Source organism: Paraburkholderia sp. J8-2 (assembly GCF_905220195.1).
Lineage (GTDB): Bacteria > Pseudomonadota > Gammaproteobacteria > Burkholderiales > Burkholderiaceae > Paraburkholderia.
Window position 1 is genome coordinate 204,855 of sequence record NZ_CAJMZA010000010.1, and the last position, 22,465, is coordinate 227,319.

A 22,465-nucleotide genomic window follows, 5' to 3' on the forward strand; every position below is an offset into this window, starting at 1 on the left:
TCAGCCAGGACATGGCATGCAGTGCGCTAACGCCACGGAGGGTATTTAGCATTCGTTAAGCGCCGCGCTGGTGTTCCCGCGCACTGGGTAGTGCTAGAGATGCGCTGAGTTGAGACGATTGTGCTCGCCGCTGCCGGGCCGCGAGCACAACGTTGAACAGTGAAGGACGCTCCGGCGGCGAGGGCTTATTGCACTTGCGGCGGCGCCTGGACAGCCCCCTGGGCCGGCTCGCAGTCGGCGAGATACTTCGCATTAAGCCGCTTGCCCGCGGTTCTGATGCCACGTGGATAGGTCACGTCATCTCCCGCCGGCTGGATGTAGCCAACGGATTTGAGCAGACCCAGCTCATTCATCAGATCTTCGTGCGTGACTTCCGCGTGCGTCCGGACAAACGGGAATGAGTCGCACTGTTGCGGCGTGAGCGGACCCGAAGCCAGCGCAGAAGTGCTGACTGCGAGCAATGTACTTGATAGCAGGCACATTAGTTGAACTTTCACGGCAGCCTCCTATGAAAATATGACGTAGCGAAGAGGTCTGGCGGTCGCCAGGAATCTCCTCATCTACGTGATCAAGAATAGTGGGCGGCATATAACCGTTCAATGGCGCCAGGATGACAATTGCGCCATGTAGCTCTCGTGTTTTGCGTGCCGCGAAGGGCCGAATCACATTTGCAGCCAGCACTCGAGGACAATCCGCACGCCGTGAGAGGCATCGGCATGAATCGCGCAGGCGTGGTGTGCGGCCACAGCCCAGGCGCGATGTTCAGGTTCGATCGATACGACGCTGTCCCCATCGAGGTCGTATCGGGCGCGGCGAGTGCCGACACGTCACCGTGGCCTTGACACCCGAGCACAGCGCGTCGGGTTCCGGGGGTGACAGATCGAGCAGGCGGGTGGAGTGATGCGTCCCGCTCAACGGGCCATGCGCAGTCGTGCGCGATTGCCGTGGCAGGGGTCTTTGACCCCGAACACAGGGCGTTGCCGCCCATGCACGGACAAGGTTGCTGTGTATCGGCCTCTTTGTGGCCGGCGCCAGAGTCTTCGCGAAGGCCCGAACTGGAGCGGCAGCGACGGCGTATGCAACGCCAAAGGGCAAGGATTGCATACCACCCTCGTCTCAACGTAAGACGGGGTGGAATCGCAGCGGACGGCGCTGCTCGTCGAGGGGCAAAGGGCGCCGTCGAAAACCACGCGCATTGGGACGGCGACCGGCGGAACCCTGAACGGCTTCGGCATATGCGCAAGCGCTCGGGCTAATATCGGACGCCGAGGATGACCGGAAATGCGTTAGCTGCGCTCGGGATTGTGTTGCTGACGTGGGGGCAGTGCGTTTGCACAGCGCACCACCGCTTTAGAACAACAGCACAATCTCAAGTTTTCAGAAGAAGTGGTGCCTGAGAGGGATGAGCGCTGCGCCCAGCGCGGAGGCGTCGCCGTTCGTCTCGCTGAGCACGAGCTTGGGCCTCGGGGGAGGTCGGTTATAGCGGCTGTTCTCGTCCCAGAAGGAGACGCGTTCAATCAACGTCTGGGCAAGAGGCCGGGCTATCTGACCTCCGAAGACGATGGCCTCAGGGTCAAGGAGTCCGGCGACTCCATTCACGATGCGGTCGAGTGCGGGTAGCGTTCCAGAGATCCACTCCTCCACACCGGGCCATTCGGGATCAAAGCGCTGCCTTAAATCCTCAAGAGAATCAACCGCGGTGCCGTTCTTTGCGAGTTCTTCGATCAGGAAGGCAAGCGCAGGTCTGATCCGGAGTTCATGGTTCGCGTGCATTGCCACATCGCCAGCGTTACCGTGTGAGCCGAAGTAGGGGCTGCCGTTGATGACAATCCCGCAGCTAAATCCGTAATTGAAGGCAAGGTAGGCGAAATTGCGCGCCCAGCGGCCGACACCACTGAGGGCTTCACCGATCGCCGCGGTGGTATGACTGTTCTGGATCCACACCGGTAACTGGAAGCTCTCTTCGAGCATCGGTTGCAGGTCAACCAGCGACCAGTCGCGCAGGGGCAGTACGGCATTGAGCTGATGCCCGTCACCTATAAAAAATCCCGGCACCGCAAATCCCAGGCCAACGACACGCTCTCGCGGCACTCCGTTGCGGGACAGCATCCGGCTGAGCGCGTCATTGAGGCTCGACAGCGAAGACACGCGATTGGACTGAGGTGTGCGAATCAGGAGTTCTTCCCTTACGTTACATCCTAGATCGGCCAGACTGATGACCGCGCAATCGGCGTTCACGTAAACGCCCACGGCGAATGCGGCATCGCGTGCCAGGTCGATCTGCGGACTCGGTTGACCCCGCCCGTTCCGAACGGGTTCGCCTGCGACCAGCAGACCGCGTTCAATAAGCTGTTCAATCAGACGGTGAACGGACTGCTGTGCCAGGTCGAGGTGAGTCGTTACCGCGGCTCGTGGCATCGCTGCGCGGCGAAGGACATTCATGATGGTGCGCTCGTTTTCCGTCAGGAAGGGCGCCCCGCCATGGTCATCGCGGAGGGTGGGAACACTGGCTGGTACGGGAACTTTTGCACTCATTGTCTGTAGATTTGAACCGGCGTTCGGCTGCTGGAGGCAGCACAATGACATTGAGTCTATCAGGATGTTATGTAAGTGATTGCATTAACGAACGGTCGGCAAAACGAGGAATAAAATTCCCCGAATCTGCGATTTGTGCGTAGTTTTTTATCTGCGCGTTCATCTGCAAACAGGTGCGTGAAGGCAGGCGCATTCGTATCAGTCACAAATAATACATATAACGCGTAGTACATTTCTTCGCTGCGTTGATGCCCGATGCCGGTCATGTGATCCGGGACCGGCGATGCGACGTGTTGCGCACAGGCGGATCGCCCCCGGGGAAAACCGTTTGCGTGCCGGGGCCTGCCGGTCCGCATGATGCAGGCTAGCGCAGGCCGGCAGCGCACACATGACAATGAGGCTATCGTGGCGCGGCTGGGCCGGGTAGCGGTCCGGACAGAAGGTCGGATCATCTCTCGACAATGCCAGAAGTGCGGTCGCAAGCCCTCTGGTACCGCTTCTACTGTAGCCGGTTGAATTGCTCGCATAGTTCGACAGCCACTCCTGCAAGGCCTCAACCTATGCCTTCGTACAAGATCGGACCGCTTGTGTGGAAGAGGAGAACCCGCAACAAACGACCAGGCGGCGGAATACAAGTCGAAGCTGTCCCGTCGAAGAAAGCCGGGCCGACGGCCCGGCTCCTTGCATCTGGTTGAATGCGCGTTAGAACTGGTGACGCATGCCGACCATCACAATGGCCTGCGAGCTCTTGCCCGAGTTGGTCGAAGTCAGCACAGCCTGCGCGGTGCCAAGGCCGTTTTTGCCGCTGGCGTGCTGGTAGCCGGCGACGCCGTAGAAGTCGGTGCGCTTGCTCATCGCGTAGTCAGCGCCCAGCGCGAACATGTTGTACTTCGCCGACGAATCGCCACTGGACTTCGTATACGTGTAGCCGATCTGGGTCGTCAGCGGCACCGACACGTGCCACAGCGCATATACTTCGCCCGTATTGTATTTCTCGGCCGTTTTGAAGGTCGAGCTCGAGTCCGGATTGTATTGCGCGAAGCCGTAGTAGCCACCCAGCGTGACTGGTCCGAGCCCATAGCTGCCGCTCGCGCGTGCGATGTTGATCGAGCGGGCCGATGAATACGCGGAGTTAACCGCGGTGTTGAAGAGCGAATCGGACGTCGATGTGCCGCGGCTCGACAGCGTCGCGTTGCCGTTGTCGATGTGCAGGTAGCCGGCGGCGACGCCGAGCGCTCCCGTGTTATACGAAGCCGCTCCGCTCCATGACTGGCCGGAGCCCACCGACCCTGCAACGCCGCCAAGGGCATACATCCACTGGGTTTGCAGACCACCCCAATTCGGGCTCGCCCACAACACGCTCTTGCTGAATCGTGCGCTGTTGCCCGCGTTGTCGACATCGCCTGGCGTCCCGAACATGCCGCCGAGGAAGTTGTTACCCTGAAAAGGCTTCACGAGCATGATGAGCGGGTCATATTGCCGGCCGGCGGTCAGCGTACCGTAGTGGTCGCTCTTGAGACCGAGAATCGCCCAGCGGCCGAACAGGCTGCTACCACCGGCTCCGGTTGTCGAGCTATAGCCGCTCTCGATGGTGAAGATTGTCTTCAGGCCACCACCGAGGTCCTCGGAGCCCGTCAATCCCCAGCGCGAACCCGACAGGTTGCCGCTTGACATCGCGATTTGCGAGCTTTTGCCGCCAGAGTTGTGCGTGTACTGGAACCCCGTGTCGATGAGGCCGTACAACGTCACCGAGCTCTGGGCAAACGCCTGGGTCGCGAAGCCGGTAAGAGCGAGCGCGACGGCATAAGGGACGGTTTTTTGCATTGGTCTACTTTCCTTCAAGTCTATGAAATGGGTGGGGCAGGCACTGAGGTAGCGTGAGTGCAGGCCGGCTATCGCATGCGGCGTTTTCTGGTACACGCGGTTGTGTCCGGATCGGTGGAGACAATCGAGGCGGCATCACTCTGAGTCCACTCCGGACCGGCGATGCACGCGTGCCAGATAACCGAAAACATTGACGTAAGTTGTTTTGCAATCCTTATTTAATTCAACAGAGATTCCTGTTGATTCCCTGGAGTCGTATATATTTTTTGATGCAGCGAAAGTGGTGCGACCCATCCACAGTGACCTGAATCCCGGTTGCGCCGTCGGCTCCCAGGCCGTCGCGCAGAATCACTGAACAACGCAGATGCATCGGTACGCCAGCGTGAGCTCGCCAGCCACGCTGCGCGACGCAGTGCTGCACGGTCCCACATCCCGCTAGAATCGATGTCGTTTTTAGTGTTCCCCCTTCTTTCTTGTCGACGTTGTCGCATGGCACCTGGCCGGTGCCGTGAATTTTCGCTCCTGCCGTCGACTCATCCGGCCCAGAACTCGCGCGCTGCCACGCTGATGGCGGGGCTCGCCCAGTGGCATAGCGCGAAACAAGGCCGACTCCTTCAGACTTTTGAGCAGCAGCCCAAGAGATTCGTCGCATCGAATAATACTACCTACTATGTGTACTAAAGATGACGCATTCGAATCCTGATGGCTTGCAACCGGGCGGCAGGCGCCTCGTGGACGCTTCCGCTTGAGCCCATCACGGTATATGAAGGGCCAGGGTACACTTCTCTGCTGCAAGGATGCCTGCCTCAAACCCACGCCAGCGTAATGAGCATCGATGGGACCGCGGTCAGGCGATGCAATATTAATACGCAGATAGTGTAGTAAATGTGACAGCATGCCTTTTTCGCAACAATCACGCTTATTAAGCGAGTGCATATCTTGGAGTCCTGATTGTCTCCGGGGGGAGGCGTGCGAGAGCAGGGGGCGGCAGATTCAGGTCGCCGCTGCGATGCATCGACGCCGCTTCGGCGGTACCTCGTGTGTGCGGTACTGAAATGCTCGCTCGAGGCGCATTCCGGATTGGCTTGCCGGTTGCTGCGCCAGAGAAGTGGTTTTGCTGACTTAACCGGCCGGGCTTCGTGCGCGGTACCCCGTGACCAGGTAGTGCACGCGGGACTGCCATGGCCGACGACCAGAACACACCAGTTGCACGGCTCCCGCAATCACCGTGCTTGCCATAGGCGGATCTCGATGAGGGTCAAGGGAGGGGTTAGTCTGGCCAACGTGCGCTCGCTCCGGACGATGCCCCGAGCGCGCGAAGCTTGCGCCAACACGTCTGGCTCCCGTTGCCCGCGTTGTGCCAGTCCCGGAGACCAGCGACTGACTTGTGCCACTGAGCGACCATCGGTCGCGTCCCGGATACAGGGCTACCAACCTGTTCTTCAATGTCGGATAGCTGCTCGTTGCAGCGCCGAAACCCATTCCATTGTGGCGTGAATTGTCGTCGGCACTGGCGCGAATTCGCTGGATGTCGCCCAGACGTATCCGTCTGATGAACCGCGACGGAGGCCTGGTTATCGCTTGAGGGGCAGCCATCTCCGCACCAGGATTCCTGAACAGGAGTCCTCTTCTTCCTGTCAGCTCGACACGTCAGTCGCCATTGGCAGAAGCCGGTCATCGACGCCGATCCGAGAAGACGTCTGGTTGTGTGAGGAACAGCATGAATTCGGCCGCGCCTTTTCTGATTGCGGGGTCTTTTCGCCTCCTCAACCACAGGCGCGTGCCCGCGGCCATGGCGTTTCCTGGTGCGTTAAACCGTTTCGTCGTGCGGCCTCATGCCGACTCTGGTATTGAGAGGCACGCGGTTGGCCAAGGTGGACTACATGAGTTTCGAGGGCCCGACGGCAACGATTGAAGCATGTGGGCCGTCGAGGTTCCAGAAGAACCTCAGCCCTTCTGCGGAAAGTGCGGCTCTCGTTGTAAAGGGTATTCGCGCCGGTGAGTGGCAGCCAATTTAAACGACATGGACGGTGACGCAGGAATCGTCACCGTCCATGTTTACAGATGAACTGCGGCGGTGCTCACTTAAGGGTGGGATCGAAGATGTCGCGTAACTGGTCACCGACAAGGCTGACCGTCAGCGACAACACGAAGATCACCAGGCCAGGAATGACCGAGATCCACCACTCCGTCATGATGTAGTCGCGGCCGAAGCCAACCATCGAGCCGAGACTGACCTGTGGCGGTTGTACGCCAAGGCCCAGGAAGCTCAGGGAGGACTCCAGGATGAGGATCTCCGGCATGACGACTGTCAGGGTCACCAGGACCACGGCGAGGATGTTGGGCAATACATGGACGAACGCGATCCGCAGGGCACCGGCGCCATTGCGATGCAGGGCTGCGATATAGGGCTTTTGAAGTTCGAGTGCCGCCATGGTGCGCGTCAGTCGGGCAAAACGTTCCCATCCGTAAAGGCCGAGCAGGCAAATGAAGAGGGTCAGGTTGTTGCCGAGAAATGCCAGGACGGCAAGGGCAATGATGATGAACGGCAAGGAGGCCTGGAAATCGACCGCGACCCGGATAAGCGCATCCGACATACCGCGACGAAAACTGGCGACCAGACCGAGGGTCGTGCCGATGACCATGCTGATGACGGCAGCGCCAAGCGAGATCAACATGCTCATACGCAGCGCGTAAAAGATGCGGCTCAGGATGTCGCGGCCCATTTCGTCTGTACCGAACCAGTGCGTGCCTGTGCTGCCGAATTGCAGGGGAGGCAGCTTGCGCGCCCTGAGGTCGATCTGCATGAAGCCGTACGGAGCAAGCTTGTCGGCAAAGATCGCCACGACGATGAGTGCGGCGATAACGACCAGGCATGCGACCAGCAGGAGATTGGCCTGTGGAAGGCGGTGCAGCAGGCTCGAGCGGGCTTTCGGGGCCGTGGGAGTGAGATCTGACATGGGGGCCTTTCCTTAGGAATGTCCGGAATGGCGCAGGCGGGGGTCGGCCATTGCATGGAGAAAATCGACGATCAGATTCGCACTGACCATGGCGATGGTGATGAGAATGACAATCGCCTGCACGACAGCGACGTCACGCGAGTTGACGGAGTCGATGAGCAGGTTGCCGACTCCAGGCCAGGCATACACCGCCTCGATGACTGCCGAGCCGCCGATCAGACCACCGAGCAGGAACCCGAGCAACGTCAGAAGCGGCAGCGCCGCATTCGGCATGACGTGGCGAACGATCAGCGTCCATTCCGAAACGCGCCTTGCCCTTGCAGCAAGGATATAGCGTTGACCGATCACTTCGAGCGCACTGGAGCGAACGAATCGGGCAATCACGCCGGCGTTGTAGAGGCCGATCACCAGCGCTGGCATCACGATGTAAGCAGGAGTCGAGCCGCCTCCTGAAGGCAGGATGCGGAGCTTCACGGCGAAGAGCTGGATCAGCAATATGCCGGTCAGGAACGTCGGGACCGAATGGGTGAGCACCGCGAGACCGATGACGGAACGATCGACGAAACCGCCGCGGTAGCGCGCGGCAATGATGCCCAGCGGGATACCGACAACAAGCGCCAGCAGAAGTGCTGCGCCCATCAGCTGCAGGGTCGCCGGAACCTTTTCCATGATCAGGCTGAGGGCATTCTGGCCGCTGAGCAGCGAGGTTCCAAAATTGCCAGTCAGGACCCGGCCAAGATAGGTGAAATACTGCTCGCTCAGGGGACGGTCAAAGCCCCACTCGTGGCGCAGCATGTCGACCACCTGCGGCGGCGTTTCAATCGGCAGCAGCGAGTGCAGTGGATCGCCGCTGATGCGGAGCATCACGAAGGTAAAGGTGACGACCAGAAGGACCGTCAGGATCGCGCGCAAAAGTGCGCCGAGCATCGTTTTCAGCATGCCGCGTTCTCCCCGAGGATGCGAGGCGCGGCATTGGCGCCTGCTGGGTTTGACCGACGTCTTCCCTTTGGGACGGCTGCGAGCAGCTTCGCAGTGTAGGGATTGGCCGGTGAAGAAAAGACCTGCTCTGTTGGACCGGTCTCGACGACGCGCCCCATCTGCATGACGGCAACCCGATGCGAGACGTGGCGCACGACGCGGACGTCGTGACTGATGAACAGGATCGAAAGCCCACGCTGCTGCTGCAGATCGAGCAGGAGATTGAGAACCTGAGCCTGAACCGAGACGTCCAGCGCGGAAACGGGCTCGTCGCAAAGCAGGATTTTGGGCTCCGTCACGAGCGCCCGGGCGATAGCAGCCCGCTGACGCTGACCGCCCGATATCTGGTGCGGATAGCGGTCCAGCATGCTGCTTGGGAGAGCCACGGCTCTCAGTGCCTCGATTGCCCTGTCGCGATATTCCGACCTTTGACCAATTGAATGGATGGCGAGCACTTCCGTGATCTGGCGACCGATTGTCTGGCGCGGATCGAAGGCGCCGAGCGTGTCCTGAGCGACGACCTGAAGCACGCGAGCGAGTCGGCGACGGCTCGGCTTCAGGAAATTGTCGAACGGCTCCGAGAACAACCTCATAGCGCCACTATCCGGTCGGCGGTCACCACAAAGGAGTGCCGAAAGGGTGGATTTGCCGCATCCCGACTCGCCCAGGAGTCCCAGCGTCTCCCCCTGCCCGAGAGTCAGGGAAACGCCCCGAACGGCGTGATGGCCCTCGCGGCGGCTCGCAAAAAGCGAAAATCCAGCGCGATAGGTGAAATCCAGCTCGGAAGCTTCGAGGACCGTCGTCCGGCCTGTTGTATTCGAACTCATGGCAACTCCGTCTCCGGCGATGACGATGCGGCTTCAAGGCGCCAGTCCGGAGGCATTTCGACAAGCCGGGTGAGGGGTTCACCGTGCCCCGGCATCGCGTCCAGTAGCAGCCGCGTATACGGATGGCGCGGCCGCTCGTAAATGTTTTCGGTCGTATCGACTTCCAGGATGTCGCCGCCATACATGACGACGATGCGATCGCAGACTTCAGCGACCAGATCAAGGTCGTGGCTGATGAAGATCATCGCAATTCCGCGCTGGCGCACCAGAGAGACGAGAAGCGAGACCACCTGCGCCTGGACAGTCACGTCGAGGGCAGTGGTGGGCTCGTCGGCAATCACAAGCTGCGGCTCGAGGGCAAGCGCCGTCGCGATCATGACCCGCTGGCACATACCCCCCGAGAACTGGGACGGATAGTAGTGGTAACGCTTCTCCGGCTCCGCGATTGCGACGTCGCGCAGAAGCTGCAATGCGATCCGGCGCGCTTCTTCCGGTGGGTGGCCGGCGCTCTGGGCCGCCTCGGCGATCTGGTCGCCGACGGTGCGCACCGGGTTGAGGCACGATACGGGTTCCTGGAAGATCATGCCGATCGACGGCAACTGCTTTCGTGCCAGCGCCTTCGGCAGCGTGCTGGCGTCGAAGTTCTTGCCGCAGATCGTCGCCGTGCCGGTGACATGCGCCGACGCTGGAGAGAGGCCGGCGACGGCGAGGCAGGTCAGTGACTTGCCGGAGCCGCTCTCGCCGACGATACCCAGGATCTCACCTTCGTTCAGGTCGAAAGAGATGGACTTGACCGCCGTCGTCTGGCCTCTGCCGGCGGGAAAGGAAATGCTCAGATCTCTGACGGCGAGAACGGGTTGAGTCATTGCTTTCAGTCTCACTTCGTCACACTGGCAAATGAAAGGCTTCCCGGACCGAGGTCCATCGAGAAGGCCGGCTGCGGCTTCCAGTTCACCTTGCTGGAGATTCCGTAGAAAACGGCATTCTGGTGAAGGACAATGACGCCGGGATCATTCCATTCAATGATATCCAGCATGTCGGAGAAGATCCTGGCGCGATCCTTGGGATCAACGGCCTTCTCGAGCTTTGCGCCCAGAGCATCAAATTCATCATTGACCCAGATGTGCCTCGTGCCCATGATTGCGCTCTTGCCGAACGAGATCGAATAGAAAGAGACATACGGATCCGCGATCACTGCAGTACTTGACCAGTTGCCTGTGGAGCGACCGCTCTCGGCAAACAGGCCATCGCCCGGTACAAATTCGAGCTTTGCATTGACGCCGACGGCCTGCCACATGGCAACGACCGCTTCGCTGACGGGATTTTCCGCCGTGTAGTAGTTGTTCTGCGAGCGAATCGAAATTTTCTCGCCTTTGTAACCGGCTTCCTTCAGAAGCTGCGCTGCCCTCGCGGGATCGTACTTGTACCGGGGGCGATCCTTGAGATACACCGGACCGTACTGCTTGAACTGCAGCCCGTTCGGTACAACCGTCTGGCCGTTCCAGATCGAATCGACAATCGCTTGCCGGTCGATAGCGAGGCTCAGCGCCTGGCGAACACGCGGGTCCTTGAGCGCGGGGTTGTACTTGTCGAGGAACAGGATCCGGTCATTTGGAACCGGGCCGCCGACAATCTTGTAGCCGGGCGCCTTGTTGACGACCTTGAGCTGGTCCGGCGGCAGGTCCGTCGCAATGTCGTAGTCGCCGGCGAGCAGTCCGGCAATGCGGGCTGAAACCTCTGGGACAACGCGGAACGTCACTTTCCGTGCCGGCGGTTTGCCGCGGAAGTACCGGTCATTGGACACCAGCGCAAGGTGGTCGTTGGTGATCGACTCCGCAACCATGTACGGCCCCGCTCCGACGGGCTTCTGCTTCCAGCTCGCCCAGTTTCCACCAAGCTTGATCCAGGCATCCTTGCTGATGACCACAGCCGCGTAGCCGGCAAGGCGCTGGAGGAGGATCGGGTCCTGGAACTTCGTGACGAAGCGCACCGTTTGGGGGTCGACTGCCTTGACATGATCAATACTCGAAAAGTTGATCAGGTACGCGGGATAGCCAGGAGACTTCGGGTCCGTCAGACGTTCCGGACCGAAGGAGAACGCGACGTCCTCGGCGGTCATCTCACGGCCGTCGTGAAAAATGACGCCCTTGCGGAGTTTTACCTCGAGCGTCTTTTCGTCAATCCAGCGCCACGATGTCGCGAGGTTCGGCTGCACCGAGAACTGCCCGGTCGAGTCGAGTTTCAGCAGCGTTTCGTGGATCGAATAGTTGTTGCGGAAAGCGACATTGGAGGGGATGTCCACGGGCTCCTGCGTTTCCGGGTTCTTCTGGACCGCGATGCGCAATTCGGGACGGTTGTCCTCCAGGGCAGCAAATGCGAATCTGACACCCGATGCCGATGCCAGCGCTGCGACACCGGAGCGAATCAAAAAGTCTCTACGAGCTGTTTTGAGCATTTGGTTTGATCTCTTTACTTTGGTGTTGCTGATGAGAAGGCGCGGACATCGACTCCGGATCGGCGAGGACGAACCCTCAGTGTGTTCTCCGACGCTGGATCGAGAAAGTCTCGGGTACTGACACCGGAGCCGACGATATCCCTGTCAACTATGGCCGCTGACCACGCGGGAGACGAAACCTACGTCGTCACCCAGCACCTGATCAACCTGGCCGGTGGCAATCCACTCCTGGAGCCGTTTCTCGAGATCCTCGCCGTAAACGGCGTGCCGGGCGAACATGTTCGGGCGGGGAACAACCAGATGGGCTGCGATGCCGTTCTCGTGCAACCGGATGGCGTCCCCAGCGGGGAATTGGGGCCACTCGATGCTGACCGCATCCATGAGCGCTTCCCTGGCGATCGAAACCGGATCAATGAGCCGCGAATGGGTGATGCCGACTGTCGGAACCTTCGGAATCTCAAGCTTGATGTCACGCAGCTGTTTGAAGTCGAACGACGAAAACGTTACAAGGTCGTGAGCATCCAGTTCGTCAAGCAGTGCTGCCGTTTTCGGGAAAAGCTCGTCATCCCTGCCTTGAATCTTCAGCTCGACCTGCAGCGTGAGACCGATCTCGCGTGCAAGCACCAGCGCCTCGCGCAATGTAGGCACCCGTTCGCCGGCGAATTCAGCAGAAAACCAGCTTCCAGCGTCAAGCTCCTTCAACTGGGCAAGCTTCATTTTCGAGACGAGACCCTTGCCGTCGGAGGTGCGGTCAACAGTCTCATCGTGCACCAGCACGAGTTCACCGTCAGCGGACAGCACGAGGTCTGTTTCGCACGTCGTCCCGCCGAGTGCACGTGCTGCGCGAAATGCAGCAAGCGTGTTCTCGGGAGCGCCGGTGCTGTGGCCACGATGGCCGCAAATATGAATTTTTCCTGTCGAGGAACGAAGAAGCGGTGACATAGATGTTTCTGTTGTTGGTTGGTAAAACGCGAACAAATCACGAACTTTAGGAGCCATCGGATGGGGCGACCGGCGCGAACTGTGGTCCGGGCGGCGTATCAGCCATCAGTGCCGCTGTTTGCGCACGATCGATCCCATCCGGGAAATCGTCGTTCGCAGGCGTGCGCGTCGGCTCCAGTGCAATCGGCCTTCTGCCCTGTCAACCAGATCGTTCGAGACCAGGCACCGATCGACCCATTTCACGGGGGGGCAGCCCGGCATCCCCGATGGTTTGGGGCACCCGCCAAAAGCAAGCTGGGGGGACTTGCCGTCTTGTGCAAACCTGAACACCCCGGCCTTCGGCGCAATACGCCATTGCTGCTGTCCTTGCCAGGAATTCACCTGGATGCTGTGAGGTTGGCCACCTCAGTTAAGGGCTGATCAGGCGCACGGACTTGTACTCCCCGGTCAATTTGCCCGCCGGACGCGATTGCGAGCACAGACGAATATTACCCGTGCTGTGTGAAATTAATGTTACGAGCCTTTGATAGAGGTGGGCTCGTTGGGCGCAACCGGCCTGATCACGGTAATCCGGCGCGCTAGAAACTGCGTGTCCCGGAACTGGTGGAGTGTTCGTCCGGCGACCTGCTTGCCCCCCGGTCCTGTGCAAGCGTTGTCAGGTCGAGTTGCGAACGGCAAGCGGGTATGCGTTCGCATCGTAAGAGCCCGAAATACGTGTGATTCCGCATTGCTGACCTGGATCCCCTCCGGGTCTCGCCGTCGGCTCACCCCTCTCGCCAGGGCCCGCTTGAAGTCGAGTCTTGGGCGTCCAGGCGGGGCGATCTTCCGGGTGATGCCGGGAGTCGAGGCGTTACCCAGGCGCTCCGCGTCATGACCCCGCGGCCCCCGCGACGTCTCGATAGCTCCGCTGTCACATTTATTACACATGATGTGTAATAAAATTGTGGCGTCCACTGAAAACAGGGCGCTACCCCGTCACGGCGGCAACCGGCGCGACGTTGGCGTTTGCAGTGCGCGACGAACGCCGGGAAGCAGGGTGTGTTGGTGGGCTACGTCGTCGCAGTCCTTCGGTTGTGTGCGCTTGTGGCGATGGTGCCTGAAACCGGGAGCAGTTCGCAGGCGACCCCTCTGCCGGAATCCTCCTCCTTTGACTTTGCCAGTTGGGAACTGTCGGGAGCGCTTCTGGAGTCCGGCAGTCGGCATTTCACTCGCGTGACGTGTCGGTCGAGCCGCACAGCCGGTGAGGCCAATACTGACCCTGCATCTGGCGCCCGGAGAAAGATTTGAGGTACTGAATGGATATGGGATGGATGGGCGTGTTCAAGTCGGGTGGTATGTGAGGGGCTGACAGGCCGGAGCCGCCATCGAGGAAGCAGCCTTTGGCCGTGCATGCTGATTTGCGGTTTCCTCGCAAGTTGACTGAACCATTAAACGTGAAAGTGATGGAACGAGATTATTGCTACCGGGGCTACGTGATCAATGTCCTGGTCGAGAATTATGCAACGCTCACGGTGCCCGATGCCCGCATGGCCGAGGTTGGCTGCGCGGCCCTCGTGAGTGTATTCAAGGAGGGCCAGAAAATTCCCCTCGTGGGTCCCATGCGCCTGTGCAATTCCGGGGCGCACGTGTTTTCCAGCGAGATAGATGCATTGTTCGGCGGCTGCAGCGCCGGGCAAAGAGCCATTGATGACCTTGCATTTGGCGACGCTGCTTGAGCTCATCTTCAGTGGTGGTACGAGCCATGAAGAAACGCCGGCAGTCGGAACGACCGCCGAACCACGACGCGGAATCGGCAGGTCGAATTCGAGTTTTGTGAACCGGACGGCTGGAAATTTTCTGACGAGATAAATCCGTTCGCCAACATCAGGAAGGAAGTAAATGTCAGTTGACAGGAATACCCGAACGTACTCCACCGATGATTTCGTGTCGGTGGTCATGGAAATCGCACGCAAAGGTGGCGAGATTGGACGTCACCATTTCCGTTCGCTGGCCAACCTGGCGGTCAAGAAGAAAGGCCCCCTGGACCTGGTAACCGAAGCGGATCGAACTGTTGAAGCGGTTATTGTTGCTCACCTGCAGGAGGCGTTTCCAGATGATGGTGTCTTCGGAGAAGAGGGAGGCAATATTGCCGGGACTTCCGGGCGCGTTTGGGTCATTGACCCGATCGATGGGACGTTTAACTTTGTGCGTGGCAGCCAGGACTGGGCAGTTTCGATTGGCCTCTATGAAGACCATCGGCCGGTGTTTGGCGTCATCTATGCGCCGATCCGGGACTTGATGCTTGCTGGTGGGCGCGGTTTCGCTACGACGCTCAATGGAACGCCGATGAAGCCGCTGCCGACACTCGATATGTCACAGGCTTCAACGGGGCTCAGCTTCCATCCCTCCGTGCCGACGAACGAACGCCTGGAAGCGATACGCTACATTTGCGACGAGCTAAGAATCAGTTTTCGGGTCAACGGTTCCGCAACGGCTTCGCTCATTTCGGTGGCGATGGGAGAGACCGACGGCTACATTTCTCTGGGCGACTCGACATGGGATGTCATGGCGGCACTACCCATTCTCGCCAATCTGGGCGTGGCGCATACGATTGACTGGGATTCCACGGGTCTGGACGACAAGCTGCGCTTCGCATGCGGAAGTGACGCGTTTCTGACGAGAGTTCGTCCGTTGCTCACGCGTATGGATGGCAACCGGCCGTTCGAGGGATCAACACGTGACTGACTCGGGTATGGGCGCAGCCAGTGAGATCCGCGAATTGCCGCAGAAGGAGTGGCGAAAGCGTACGGTGGATGGCCGCGGTATCGCGGACATACGTCTGTTGCAGGTTGAGGACGGCCCAGGCCGCGGACAACGGCTGCTGTTCGTTCGTAACGCGACCGGTATCGGACTTGAAATTGCCGTGGACCGTGGCTTTGATATCTCCGCGGTAACCTGGCGAGGCGTGAACATCGGCTGGAATAGTGCCAACGGCATGCCCTGGCCACCCCATTCCGTTGACGCCGAAGATGGCGTTGGCCTGTATCGAAACCTGGACGGCTTTCTGGTAACGTGCGGCCTCGACCATATAGGCGGCGCGCGCAGGGACGATGGAGGCCGCTATATCCATAAGCACAGGAAAGAGGTCTTTCATCCGCTGCATGGGCGGATTTCCAGCCAGCGAGCTTTGCTTTGCGGCTATGGGATCGACTGGCATGCTGACGAACCGGTTATCTGGGCCGAAGGTGTGATCAGGCAGAGCGCGGTGTTCGGCGAAAACCTCGTGCTGAAGCGGCGCATCACCCTCAGCGTACACGGCGGAATGATCCATGTCAGCGATACGGTTCAAAACCAGGGCTTCCGTCCGACGCCGCACGCGATCCTGTACCACATCAACTTCGGGTACCCTTTCCTGGACGAGGCGACACAGATAGCGGGCGATCTCTGCAGCGAGACGACCGCACTGTTTAACGCGGAGGACAAACGGCCGCGGGACGATTTCGTGGATTACTATCAGGGTGTCCCGGTTACCACGGGCAAGCCGACCGCTACGATTGAGGTCAGAAATGGCACCGTGCTGGGCGGGTTACGCGCACGGATCTCGTACCGTCGCAGTCAGTTGCCGGTCTTCGGCATCTGGCGCGCCTTTCAATCGGGCATCTATGCGCTGGGCCTCGAGCCGGCCCGGCCATTTGATCCGCAGGCAAATGCGAACGACAGTTCAATGACGCTGGAGGGTGGCGAATCCCGACAGTACGCGATCACGCTTGAGCTTGGTGACGCCGCAAAGTCAGGCGCTTGCGAGTAGAGAACGCTTTCCCGCGCGAGCACAACCAATCTGGCAATTATTACGCAGTTCTACCTTTCGACCTTCCGCAGGATCCTTGTACGGCTTCCTGCCCGGATCAGTTGCCACGGCGACGAAGGACCGCCCCTGGTTCGCCACGGTCTTTTCGGATGACGGGTCATCGACACCGCGTTCAATGCCACTGCAAGCGTATGCGCGGATCGCGCTGCGCAACGTCATGGCACGTCGGCAGGGACATTATTCACCGGAGTCGCCAACGCCATCAACACGGACTCCTTATAGTTGAGTTGGAGCCGGCGTTCTGTCGGCCCTTGTGTGCTGCGAATCTTCACGGCGGTGCTGTCGAAACGCTTCATTTGCATCTGCCTTCGACCGTCGCGCGTAGTCGTGCCTGGACAGTTCTCGCGAGCAACCACCTTCCCTTGAAGGATTCCGCGGACCGTCATCAATGTTACGCGAAGGACATGATCCGGCTTCCGCGCTCAAAGTACCGCCCGTTCGCGATGGAGCGCACGATACCGCCATCGGTTTGCTCAGAATGCCTAAGGTATCGCCTCAAAACGCGCCGTCCGCTCTAGGGCGAGGAAATGGTTAGGCCAACAGGCACGGCCTAACTGGCATGCAAGAACGTGGCCGCGGAGCAGGCGGGCAACCGGTTGTTCCGACCTGAGTGTGGGAAGGGCCTGCGTGCGAGCCTCGCCGCCGCGGAAAGTGTGCGGATTGCTGTTGGCGACCGACCGCAGAATGCCGGACGGACGGCCACCAATAAATCATCAGGAATCTAAATCAAGTTCAGTCGAATCGCGAGAGCCACGGCCTGAACCTTGTTCCCCGCATCCAGCTTTCGACAGCAATTCGTGACGTGGTAATTGACAGCGGATGCGGATAGACCCAGCCTGGCGGCGACGGCTTCACTGGAATAACCTTCGGCCGTCCACGTTAAAACTTCTCGTTCGCGCGCCGTCAGATGGTCATCTTCATCCGATGCGCCAATCTTTGTCAGGCGGATTACGGCGTCATGGAATTTTGTCGCAAAAACCTGGAGCTGGCCAACCCTCGCCTCCACGATATCGGGGATTTGATTGCGTGCATCGACGACGATGGAAAATATCCCTGCATCGAAATCAGGACCGACGATCGGTACTGAATAGCCTTCCAGAATACCGAATTCTCCAGCTTCGTGGAAAACGTAGCGCTCAGCTTTATTGTAGGAGCGAAGAAAACCGCGTTGGCCCCAGTAATAAGGGAGGCGATTTGATTGAGCGAGACTTACGACGGGATCGTAGAACTGATATGTACGGGCAAGATATCGCGCCATCCACTCGGCCGGATAGCTCGAGAGAAACACGACATCCTTGCTGGCAACCTTGCTACCCGGCCACCTTGTCATCAGATAGCTGAAGTAGTCGCAGCCGATCGATTGTGCGAACTGGGTCGCGATGCTTTCAAGTTCCTTGACCGAAGTCGCGCTCGAAAAATCGAAAGAGTAGCCTTCGTGCAACATATGATCATCCGCCGTCCGAAGTGCTTCCTTTTTTGCAAACTTTACCAGTTCCCAGACATTTATGGCGCGAGCATAGTCCGTGCACAAACATTAGTCAAGGGAACCCACCATGCTCGGCGACAGGTCTCGGTCAATCCTCGTAGACGACGGCCGAGCCGTGCGTGCCTCTGTAAAACAGTCAAATTCTTCTGACGTGTTCTTACGGAGACGTCCTTGGCCATAAGCATCCGGCGCTACCAGGGAAGCCGACAACTGTCAGACATAGCAATCGCGGCTGCCTGTTTTGCTCCCCAGTGAGTTGATCTCGAGTCGCTTTTGTGCAGGGTACTTAATAACAATGAAGCTTATGTTTAACAACTTTTCCATCAAAGCACGCTTGATCTTTGTTGTCGGGTTCCTGTCGACATTGCTTGGCCTTTTCGGCGTCGTGGGACTGATCAGCCTGCAGCGGGCGAGCGTCGATACAAAATCTATGTACGAAGAGCACATGATTGCTCTCGTTAAATTGGGACAGCTTAGTGATTCCCTGAACGCGAGCCGATATGCTGCCATTTCGGCGGCGCTCCTCGGCGGCTACAGCGATTCAGGCAAGAACGCGGAGCGCGTTGAGAAGGCACAGAAGGAGGGCGAGAGAATCTGGAAGGAATACCTCGCAACAGACATGTCTTCACAAGAGGCTAAACTCGCGGAGCAATTCAGTTCGCAATACAAGAAGCTGTCACTCGAGGGTATCCAACCCGCTATCGAGGCACTGAATAACCTCGATTATCGCGAGGCGACCGAACGATTCAATGGACCGGTTCAGGTTCTATTTAATGGCGCGAACGAGACACTGAACCAGCTTGTCCAGGTTCAGCGAGACGCCGGAAAGCAGCTTTATGTGCAAACGGAGGCGCGGTACAGAATCTTCCTGACGCTGACGATCGCGACGATTCTGACCGGCCTCTCGGTCGCAGTGATCATGGGCATCTTGCTGGTCAGGGCCATTTCGGCACCATTGAATCGTGCCGTGGAACTAGCACAGGGCGTGGCTGATGGAGACCTGACCCAGTCGATTGCGGTCCACTCTAACGATGAAGCCGGACAGTTGATCGCAGCGTTACAAACGATGAACACGCGCCTGCAGCAGATCGTGGCCGACGTTCGCTTGGGCACAGACGCGATCGCCGCTGCCTCGGCTCAGATTGCCTACGGCAACCAGGATCTTTCAACACGTACCGAACAGCAGGCTGCCTCGTTGGAGGAAACAGCTTCCGCAATGGAACAACTGACGTCAACAGTGAAACAGAACGCGGAGAATGCGCGTCATGCCAATCAGCTGGCAGCGTCAGCGTCGCAGATCGCAACTGAGGGCGGCGCCGTGGTCAGTCGTGTGATCGAGACCATGAGCACCATCAGCAACTCGTCCGGGAAGATTGTGGACATCATTAGCGTCATCGATGGTATCGCCTTCCAGACAAATATTTTGGCATTGAATGCTGCCGTGGAGGCAGCCCGTGCCGGAGAGCAAGGTCGCGGATTCGCCGTGGTTGCAGCGGAGGTCCGCACACTGGCACAGCGCTCTGCGGCCGCTGCCAAGGAAATCAAACTGTTGATCGGCGATTCGGTCGAAAAGGTCGGCGAGGGCAGCAAGCTGGTAGCGCAAGCCGGTGCCACCATGGATGAGGTAGTCACGAGTATCCGGCGTGTCAGTCATGTGATGGGAGAAATCACCGTTGCGAGCGATGAACAGAGCACGGGCATTGAGCAAGTCGATCGCGCTGTGACGCAAATGGACGAAACCACGCAGCAAAATGCCGCGCTGGTGGAGCAGGCAGCGGCAGCGGCGCAGTCGCTGCAGGATCAGGCTGAGCGACTCACACAGGCCGTCAGCGTGTTCAAACTACCAGAGACTTCGTCGCAAGGAATGCGAGGGCCCGCGATACCTTCTCTGCCGAACACCGGCGGAGCTCCTTCGGAACGATCCGCGCTTCGGGGGCGATCTGTATCCACGCGATTGGCGAGGCCGGGTAATAGCGAATGGGAGCAGTACTGATCGCGAGCGCGATTTGCATTGATGGGCGATGCACGGTGCAGTGCGGTACAGTGCGCTTTCGAGGATCATGGCGGCATTCGATCCGTTTCTTTCACTATAGTGCCCGACCTTGATCCTCGCGTGCAGGCGTCGTCGCTTACCCGCGACGGCAATTCGCTACGAGCCGTTCAGGCTGCTATCGACGGTTGCGTGAACTGAAATAGCAGGACGATCGGGATTGTTGAGAGTGCGTCTCGAGACTGGGGAGATTGGAAATGGACTTGTGTGCCGGTGATCTTCTACAGGCGATGGAGCATGGTCGCGTCTATCAGGCTGTCGAGCTTGCGAAGAGCCTTGGGAGCTCGACGGTTCAGGTCGACGAATTGTTGTGCGCACTTGTTGAAGACGGCCTTGTTCGCGTGATCAGCGTCTCTGCACACCGGATCGTCTTCGAGCGGTCACGTACGGTGTGAAAGCCGTTGGCGGCTCACAGCAACGTTCGTGGCAGGTGACGGGACTCTCGGTTCGACGATACGCGCCACGTCGCTGCGCCAAGAAGCAACCGGGCCACCTACGCCGGAATGTTCAACGGTAACCTGGCGCTCACGCGTCTCGTAATACTTCCGGATGCGCGCGCCGATGCCCGCGATCCTTGTGACAACCAGACACCAACTCGGATCACCCTGTACACCAGCCCCCGGATTTCGAAACATCGAACTCAATCGTCGCTCACAGAACCCTTCGACACCAGATATGAGTGCATAGCGTATAGGTAGCGCGTACGGGACCAGAACTGAATGGTCGCAGAACGTGGCCACGTCTTTCAGGAAAGAACGCGTGTGGGTGGCTGTGTAGTGCGACTCCCCGGTCATCGTACCGCGCACCGGTTCTTCATCTCCATCAACGCGCCGGATGCACACGTTGACCTGAACCTTCATATGGCCTCGCCTGAACCGCAGGCACATCCGATTGCAGGACACTGCCTCGGGTCGCTAGACCCGTCGTACAGTCCACGCAGCCTTGCCGTCGCTTGCATGTGAGCAGCGCGTCGAGAGACGGCTGAAGTGCGCGCCTTTTGGCAAGAGCATGACTCGCCTGGCCGCGCGCGAGAACGTGCGATGAATTAACGCTGGGCGCCGCTGACAATCAAAAGCCGTCACTCGATTACTCATATCTTCTGGTGAGTCGAACGCGCGTTTACCCGCATCTTCCAGGCTAAGTCCGCAGCTGCTGCGACGCAATAAACCTTATCGCGTTTCGAAGTGCTTCGCTTTTGCAAACTTTGCTAGTTCTCACAGAAATATGACAGCAGCATAGTTCGCTCACAGACTTTTTCCACAAGGAGACCCTTCATGAGCGGCACTCTCACACTCAAGCGCATTGCGCGCACACTCGCGGTAACTCCATTCTTTGCTGGCGCCTCTGTCGGAATCGCCCACGCTACCGAGATCAAGATCGGGGTGCTTGCACCGCTCACGGGCCCGAGCGCTTCCGACGGTCGAGAGTTCGTCAATGGCGTGCAATGGGCAGTCGATGAAGCAAATGCCGCAGGAGGCATTGCGGGATATACCTTCAAGGTAGCGGTGTCCGACGTCAAGGACGGCTCTGCAGCGAACGTCACCAGTGCCGTCGAGCGCCTTGCCGACACCGGGGGTGTGGAAGTTGTCCTGACCGGCTATGCAAGTCTCTCGATGTTCGAGATCAACCTGTTCAAGGAAAACGGGATTCCTTACATTTCGGCGGGGCCGTCTCCATCGGTAGCAGCCATCGTCAGCAAGGCACCAAAGGACTACTGGTGCTGTTGGTCCTACACCGCGAGTTTCTCCGGGTACACGACGGACGTACTCCCGGCAGTGAAATCATTTGCCGCAGCCCGAAAGGCTGACATCACAGACAAAACCGTCGCCATCATTTCGTCGGACAACCCCTATTCGAAGGGGATCTCCGAAGGCATGAAGAAGGTGTTCGCGGCGGATGGCTGGAAGCTTGCTGTGGACGAGATTGTGCCATTCGGCGAAGTCGGAGACTGGAGACCCATTCTCACGAAGGTACGCAAGGCGAAGCCAAATCTCGTCATCAACACGGACTACCTGCCGGGAAACTCTGCGCTCTTTCTCAAACAGTTCCTCGAGGATCCAACCAATAGTCTGGTCTTCCTCCAGTACGCGCCATCTGTGCCTGAATTCGTCAAGCTCACGGGACAGAAGTCGACCGGGGTTCTCTACGATCTGATCAACGCTCCACTCGATACGCCCAAATGGCCGCGCGGTCCGAAACTGCTGGCTGAATACAAGAAAAGGTTCGGCATCGACAGCGGTGTCTACGGCGTTGGTCTGTACGAGATGACCAACATGTACTTCGATGCGCTCAAGACCGTCGGAGACCCGTCAAAGCACGAGGCAATCGGCAACGCGATTGGCGCAATCAACAAGGACACCGTGGCGGGGCGGATCAAGTTCGACCCGAAGACTCACGTCGCGCTGCTGGGCCAGGACAACGTCCCGACGACTTTCTGGCAGCTCGAGGATGGCAAACGCGTGCTTGTCGGACCCGCGAAGTATGCTGCGTCGCCTTTCATGACTCCGCCGTGGATCAAGAAGTGACCTCGCAAGGCCGGCGAATGCCGGCTCATGCAACAC

At 59.0% G+C, this 22,465-nt stretch carries 16 protein-coding genes; 5 read left to right on the top strand and 11 right to left on the bottom strand.

From position 1 onward, the window contains the following. Window positions 1-185: 185 nt before the first annotated feature. From U5A52_RS22750 to U5A52_RS22795, 10 genes are all read right to left on the bottom strand, one after another. The gene (locus U5A52_RS22750; RefSeq protein WP_321936318.1) at window positions 186-497 is read right to left on the bottom strand and encodes a hypothetical protein; all 312 of its coding nucleotides are present in this window, start codon (window positions 495-497) and stop codon (window positions 186-188) included. An 880-nt stretch (window positions 498-1,377) separates the two neighbouring features. Then, window positions 1,378-2,442 carry an ROK family protein gene (locus U5A52_RS22755; RefSeq protein ID WP_321936319.1) on the bottom strand — a complete coding sequence of 355 codons (1,065 nt, stop codon included), beginning with the start codon at window positions 2,440-2,442 and terminating at the stop codon, window positions 1,378-1,380. A 795-nt stretch (window positions 2,443-3,237) separates the two neighbouring features. Further along, window positions 3,238-4,359: a porin gene (locus U5A52_RS22760; RefSeq protein WP_321936320.1), complete on the bottom strand. Its 1,122-nt coding sequence runs from the start codon at window positions 4,357-4,359 to the stop codon at window positions 3,238-3,240. A gap of 2,081 nt (window positions 4,360-6,440) precedes the next feature. Further along, complete coding sequence (locus U5A52_RS22765; RefSeq protein ID WP_321936321.1) at window positions 6,441-7,319, bottom strand: ABC transporter permease; 879 nt, start codon at window positions 7,317-7,319, stop codon at window positions 6,441-6,443. Between the two features lie 12 nt (window positions 7,320-7,331). Next, window positions 7,332-8,258 carry an ABC transporter permease gene (locus U5A52_RS22770; RefSeq protein ID WP_321936322.1) on the bottom strand — a complete coding sequence of 309 codons (927 nt, stop codon included), beginning with the start codon at window positions 8,256-8,258 and terminating at the stop codon, window positions 7,332-7,334. After that, complete coding sequence (locus U5A52_RS22775; protein ID WP_321936323.1) at window positions 8,252-9,124, bottom strand: ABC transporter ATP-binding protein; 873 nt, start codon at window positions 9,122-9,124, stop codon at window positions 8,252-8,254. Before U5A52_RS22775 ends, U5A52_RS22770 begins: the two co-directional genes overlap by 7 nt. Next, window positions 9,121-9,990, bottom strand: coding sequence for an ABC transporter ATP-binding protein (locus U5A52_RS22780; RefSeq protein ID WP_321936324.1), 870 nt, complete (start codon window positions 9,988-9,990; stop codon window positions 9,121-9,123). Before U5A52_RS22780 ends, U5A52_RS22775 begins: the two co-directional genes overlap by 4 nt. An 11-nt stretch (window positions 9,991-10,001) precedes the next feature. Continuing rightward, entirely contained in the window at window positions 10,002-11,579 is a 1,578-nt protein-coding gene (locus tag U5A52_RS22785; protein WP_321936325.1) for an ABC transporter substrate-binding protein, read from the bottom strand. A gap of 144 nt (window positions 11,580-11,723) precedes the next feature. Further along, window positions 11,724-12,521, bottom strand: a complete 798-nt coding sequence (locus U5A52_RS22790) for a glycerophosphodiester phosphodiesterase (RefSeq protein ID WP_321936326.1) — start codon at window positions 12,519-12,521, stop codon at window positions 11,724-11,726. 1,427 nt (window positions 12,522-13,948) lie between these two features. Continuing rightward, a complete protein-coding gene (locus U5A52_RS22795) occupies window positions 13,949-14,458 on the bottom strand; it encodes a hypothetical protein (protein WP_321936327.1) in 510 nt (169 codons plus the stop codon). On the opposite strand from U5A52_RS22795, the gene U5A52_RS22800 reads away from it, so the two are divergent. Together U5A52_RS22800 and U5A52_RS22805 are read left to right on the top strand one after the other, a co-directional pair. Beyond that, window positions 14,457-15,245, top strand: coding sequence for an inositol monophosphatase family protein (locus U5A52_RS22800; RefSeq protein ID WP_321936328.1), 789 nt, complete (start codon window positions 14,457-14,459; stop codon window positions 15,243-15,245). The genes U5A52_RS22795 and U5A52_RS22800 overlap by 2 nt on opposite strands. After that, window positions 15,238-16,308, top strand: coding sequence for an aldose 1-epimerase family protein (locus tag U5A52_RS22805; RefSeq protein WP_321936329.1), 1,071 nt, complete (start codon window positions 15,238-15,240; stop codon window positions 16,306-16,308). The genes U5A52_RS22800 and U5A52_RS22805 overlap by 8 nt, the downstream gene beginning before the upstream one ends. Before the next feature lie 781 nt (window positions 16,309-17,089). Here the strand turns inward: U5A52_RS22805 and U5A52_RS22810 are convergent. Then, window positions 17,090-17,812, bottom strand: coding sequence for a LuxR family transcriptional regulator (locus tag U5A52_RS22810; protein WP_321936330.1), 723 nt, complete (start codon window positions 17,810-17,812; stop codon window positions 17,090-17,092). Window positions 17,813-18,158: 346 nt separating this feature from the next. Between U5A52_RS22810 and U5A52_RS22815 the strand changes: the two genes are divergently transcribed. From U5A52_RS22815 to U5A52_RS22825, 3 genes are all read left to right on the top strand, one after another. Next, window positions 18,159-19,847 (top strand): methyl-accepting chemotaxis protein, encoded by a 1,689-nt coding sequence (locus U5A52_RS22815; protein WP_415774043.1) that lies wholly within the window; start codon window positions 18,159-18,161, stop codon window positions 19,845-19,847. Between the two features lie 254 nt (window positions 19,848-20,101). Next, window positions 20,102-20,299 (top strand): hypothetical protein, encoded by a 198-nt coding sequence (locus U5A52_RS22820; protein WP_321936332.1) that lies wholly within the window; start codon window positions 20,102-20,104, stop codon window positions 20,297-20,299. Between the two features lie 879 nt (window positions 20,300-21,178). Then, window positions 21,179-22,429 carry an ABC transporter substrate-binding protein gene (locus U5A52_RS22825; RefSeq protein WP_321936333.1) on the top strand — a complete coding sequence of 417 codons (1,251 nt, stop codon included), beginning with the start codon at window positions 21,179-21,181 and terminating at the stop codon, window positions 22,427-22,429. Window positions 22,430-22,465 lie beyond the last annotated feature (36 nt).

Coding starts and splice junctions, on each gene's coding strand:
- U5A52_RS22755 (WP_321936319.1), bottom strand. CDS start 2,442: ATGAATGTCCTTCGCCGCGCAGCGATGCCACGAGCCGCGGTAACGACT.
- U5A52_RS22760 (WP_321936320.1), bottom strand. CDS start 4,359: ATGCAAAAAACCGTCCCTTATGCCGTCGCGCTCGCTCTTACCGGCTTC.
- U5A52_RS22765 (WP_321936321.1), bottom strand. CDS start 7,319: ATGTCAGATCTCACTCCCACGGCCCCGAAAGCCCGCTCGAGCCTGCTG.
- U5A52_RS22770 (WP_321936322.1), bottom strand. CDS start 8,258: ATGCTGAAAACGATGCTCGGCGCACTTTTGCGCGCGATCCTGACGGTC.
- U5A52_RS22775 (WP_321936323.1), bottom strand. CDS start 9,124: ATGAGTTCGAATACAACAGGCCGGACGACGGTCCTCGAAGCTTCCGAG.
- U5A52_RS22780 (WP_321936324.1), bottom strand. CDS start 9,990: ATGACTCAACCCGTTCTCGCCGTCAGAGATCTGAGCATTTCCTTTCCC.
- U5A52_RS22785 (WP_321936325.1), bottom strand. CDS start 11,579: ATGCTCAAAACAGCTCGTAGAGACTTTTTGATTCGCTCCGGTGTCGCA.
- U5A52_RS22790 (WP_321936326.1), bottom strand. CDS start 12,521: ATGTCACCGCTTCTTCGTTCCTCGACAGGAAAAATTCATATTTGCGGC.
- U5A52_RS22800 (WP_321936328.1), top strand. CDS start 14,457: ATGGAAATCGCACGCAAAGGTGGCGAGATTGGACGTCACCATTTCCGT.
- U5A52_RS22795 (WP_321936327.1), bottom strand. CDS start 14,458: ATGACCACCGACACGAAATCATCGGTGGAGTACGTTCGGGTATTCCTG.
- U5A52_RS22810 (WP_321936330.1), bottom strand. CDS start 17,812: ATGTTGCACGAAGGCTACTCTTTCGATTTTTCGAGCGCGACTTCGGTC.
- U5A52_RS22815 (WP_415774043.1), top strand. CDS start 18,159: ATGTTTAACAACTTTTCCATCAAAGCACGCTTGATCTTTGTTGTCGGG.
- U5A52_RS22820 (WP_321936332.1), top strand. CDS start 20,102: ATGGACTTGTGTGCCGGTGATCTTCTACAGGCGATGGAGCATGGTCGC.
- U5A52_RS22825 (WP_321936333.1), top strand. CDS start 21,179: ATGAGCGGCACTCTCACACTCAAGCGCATTGCGCGCACACTCGCGGTA.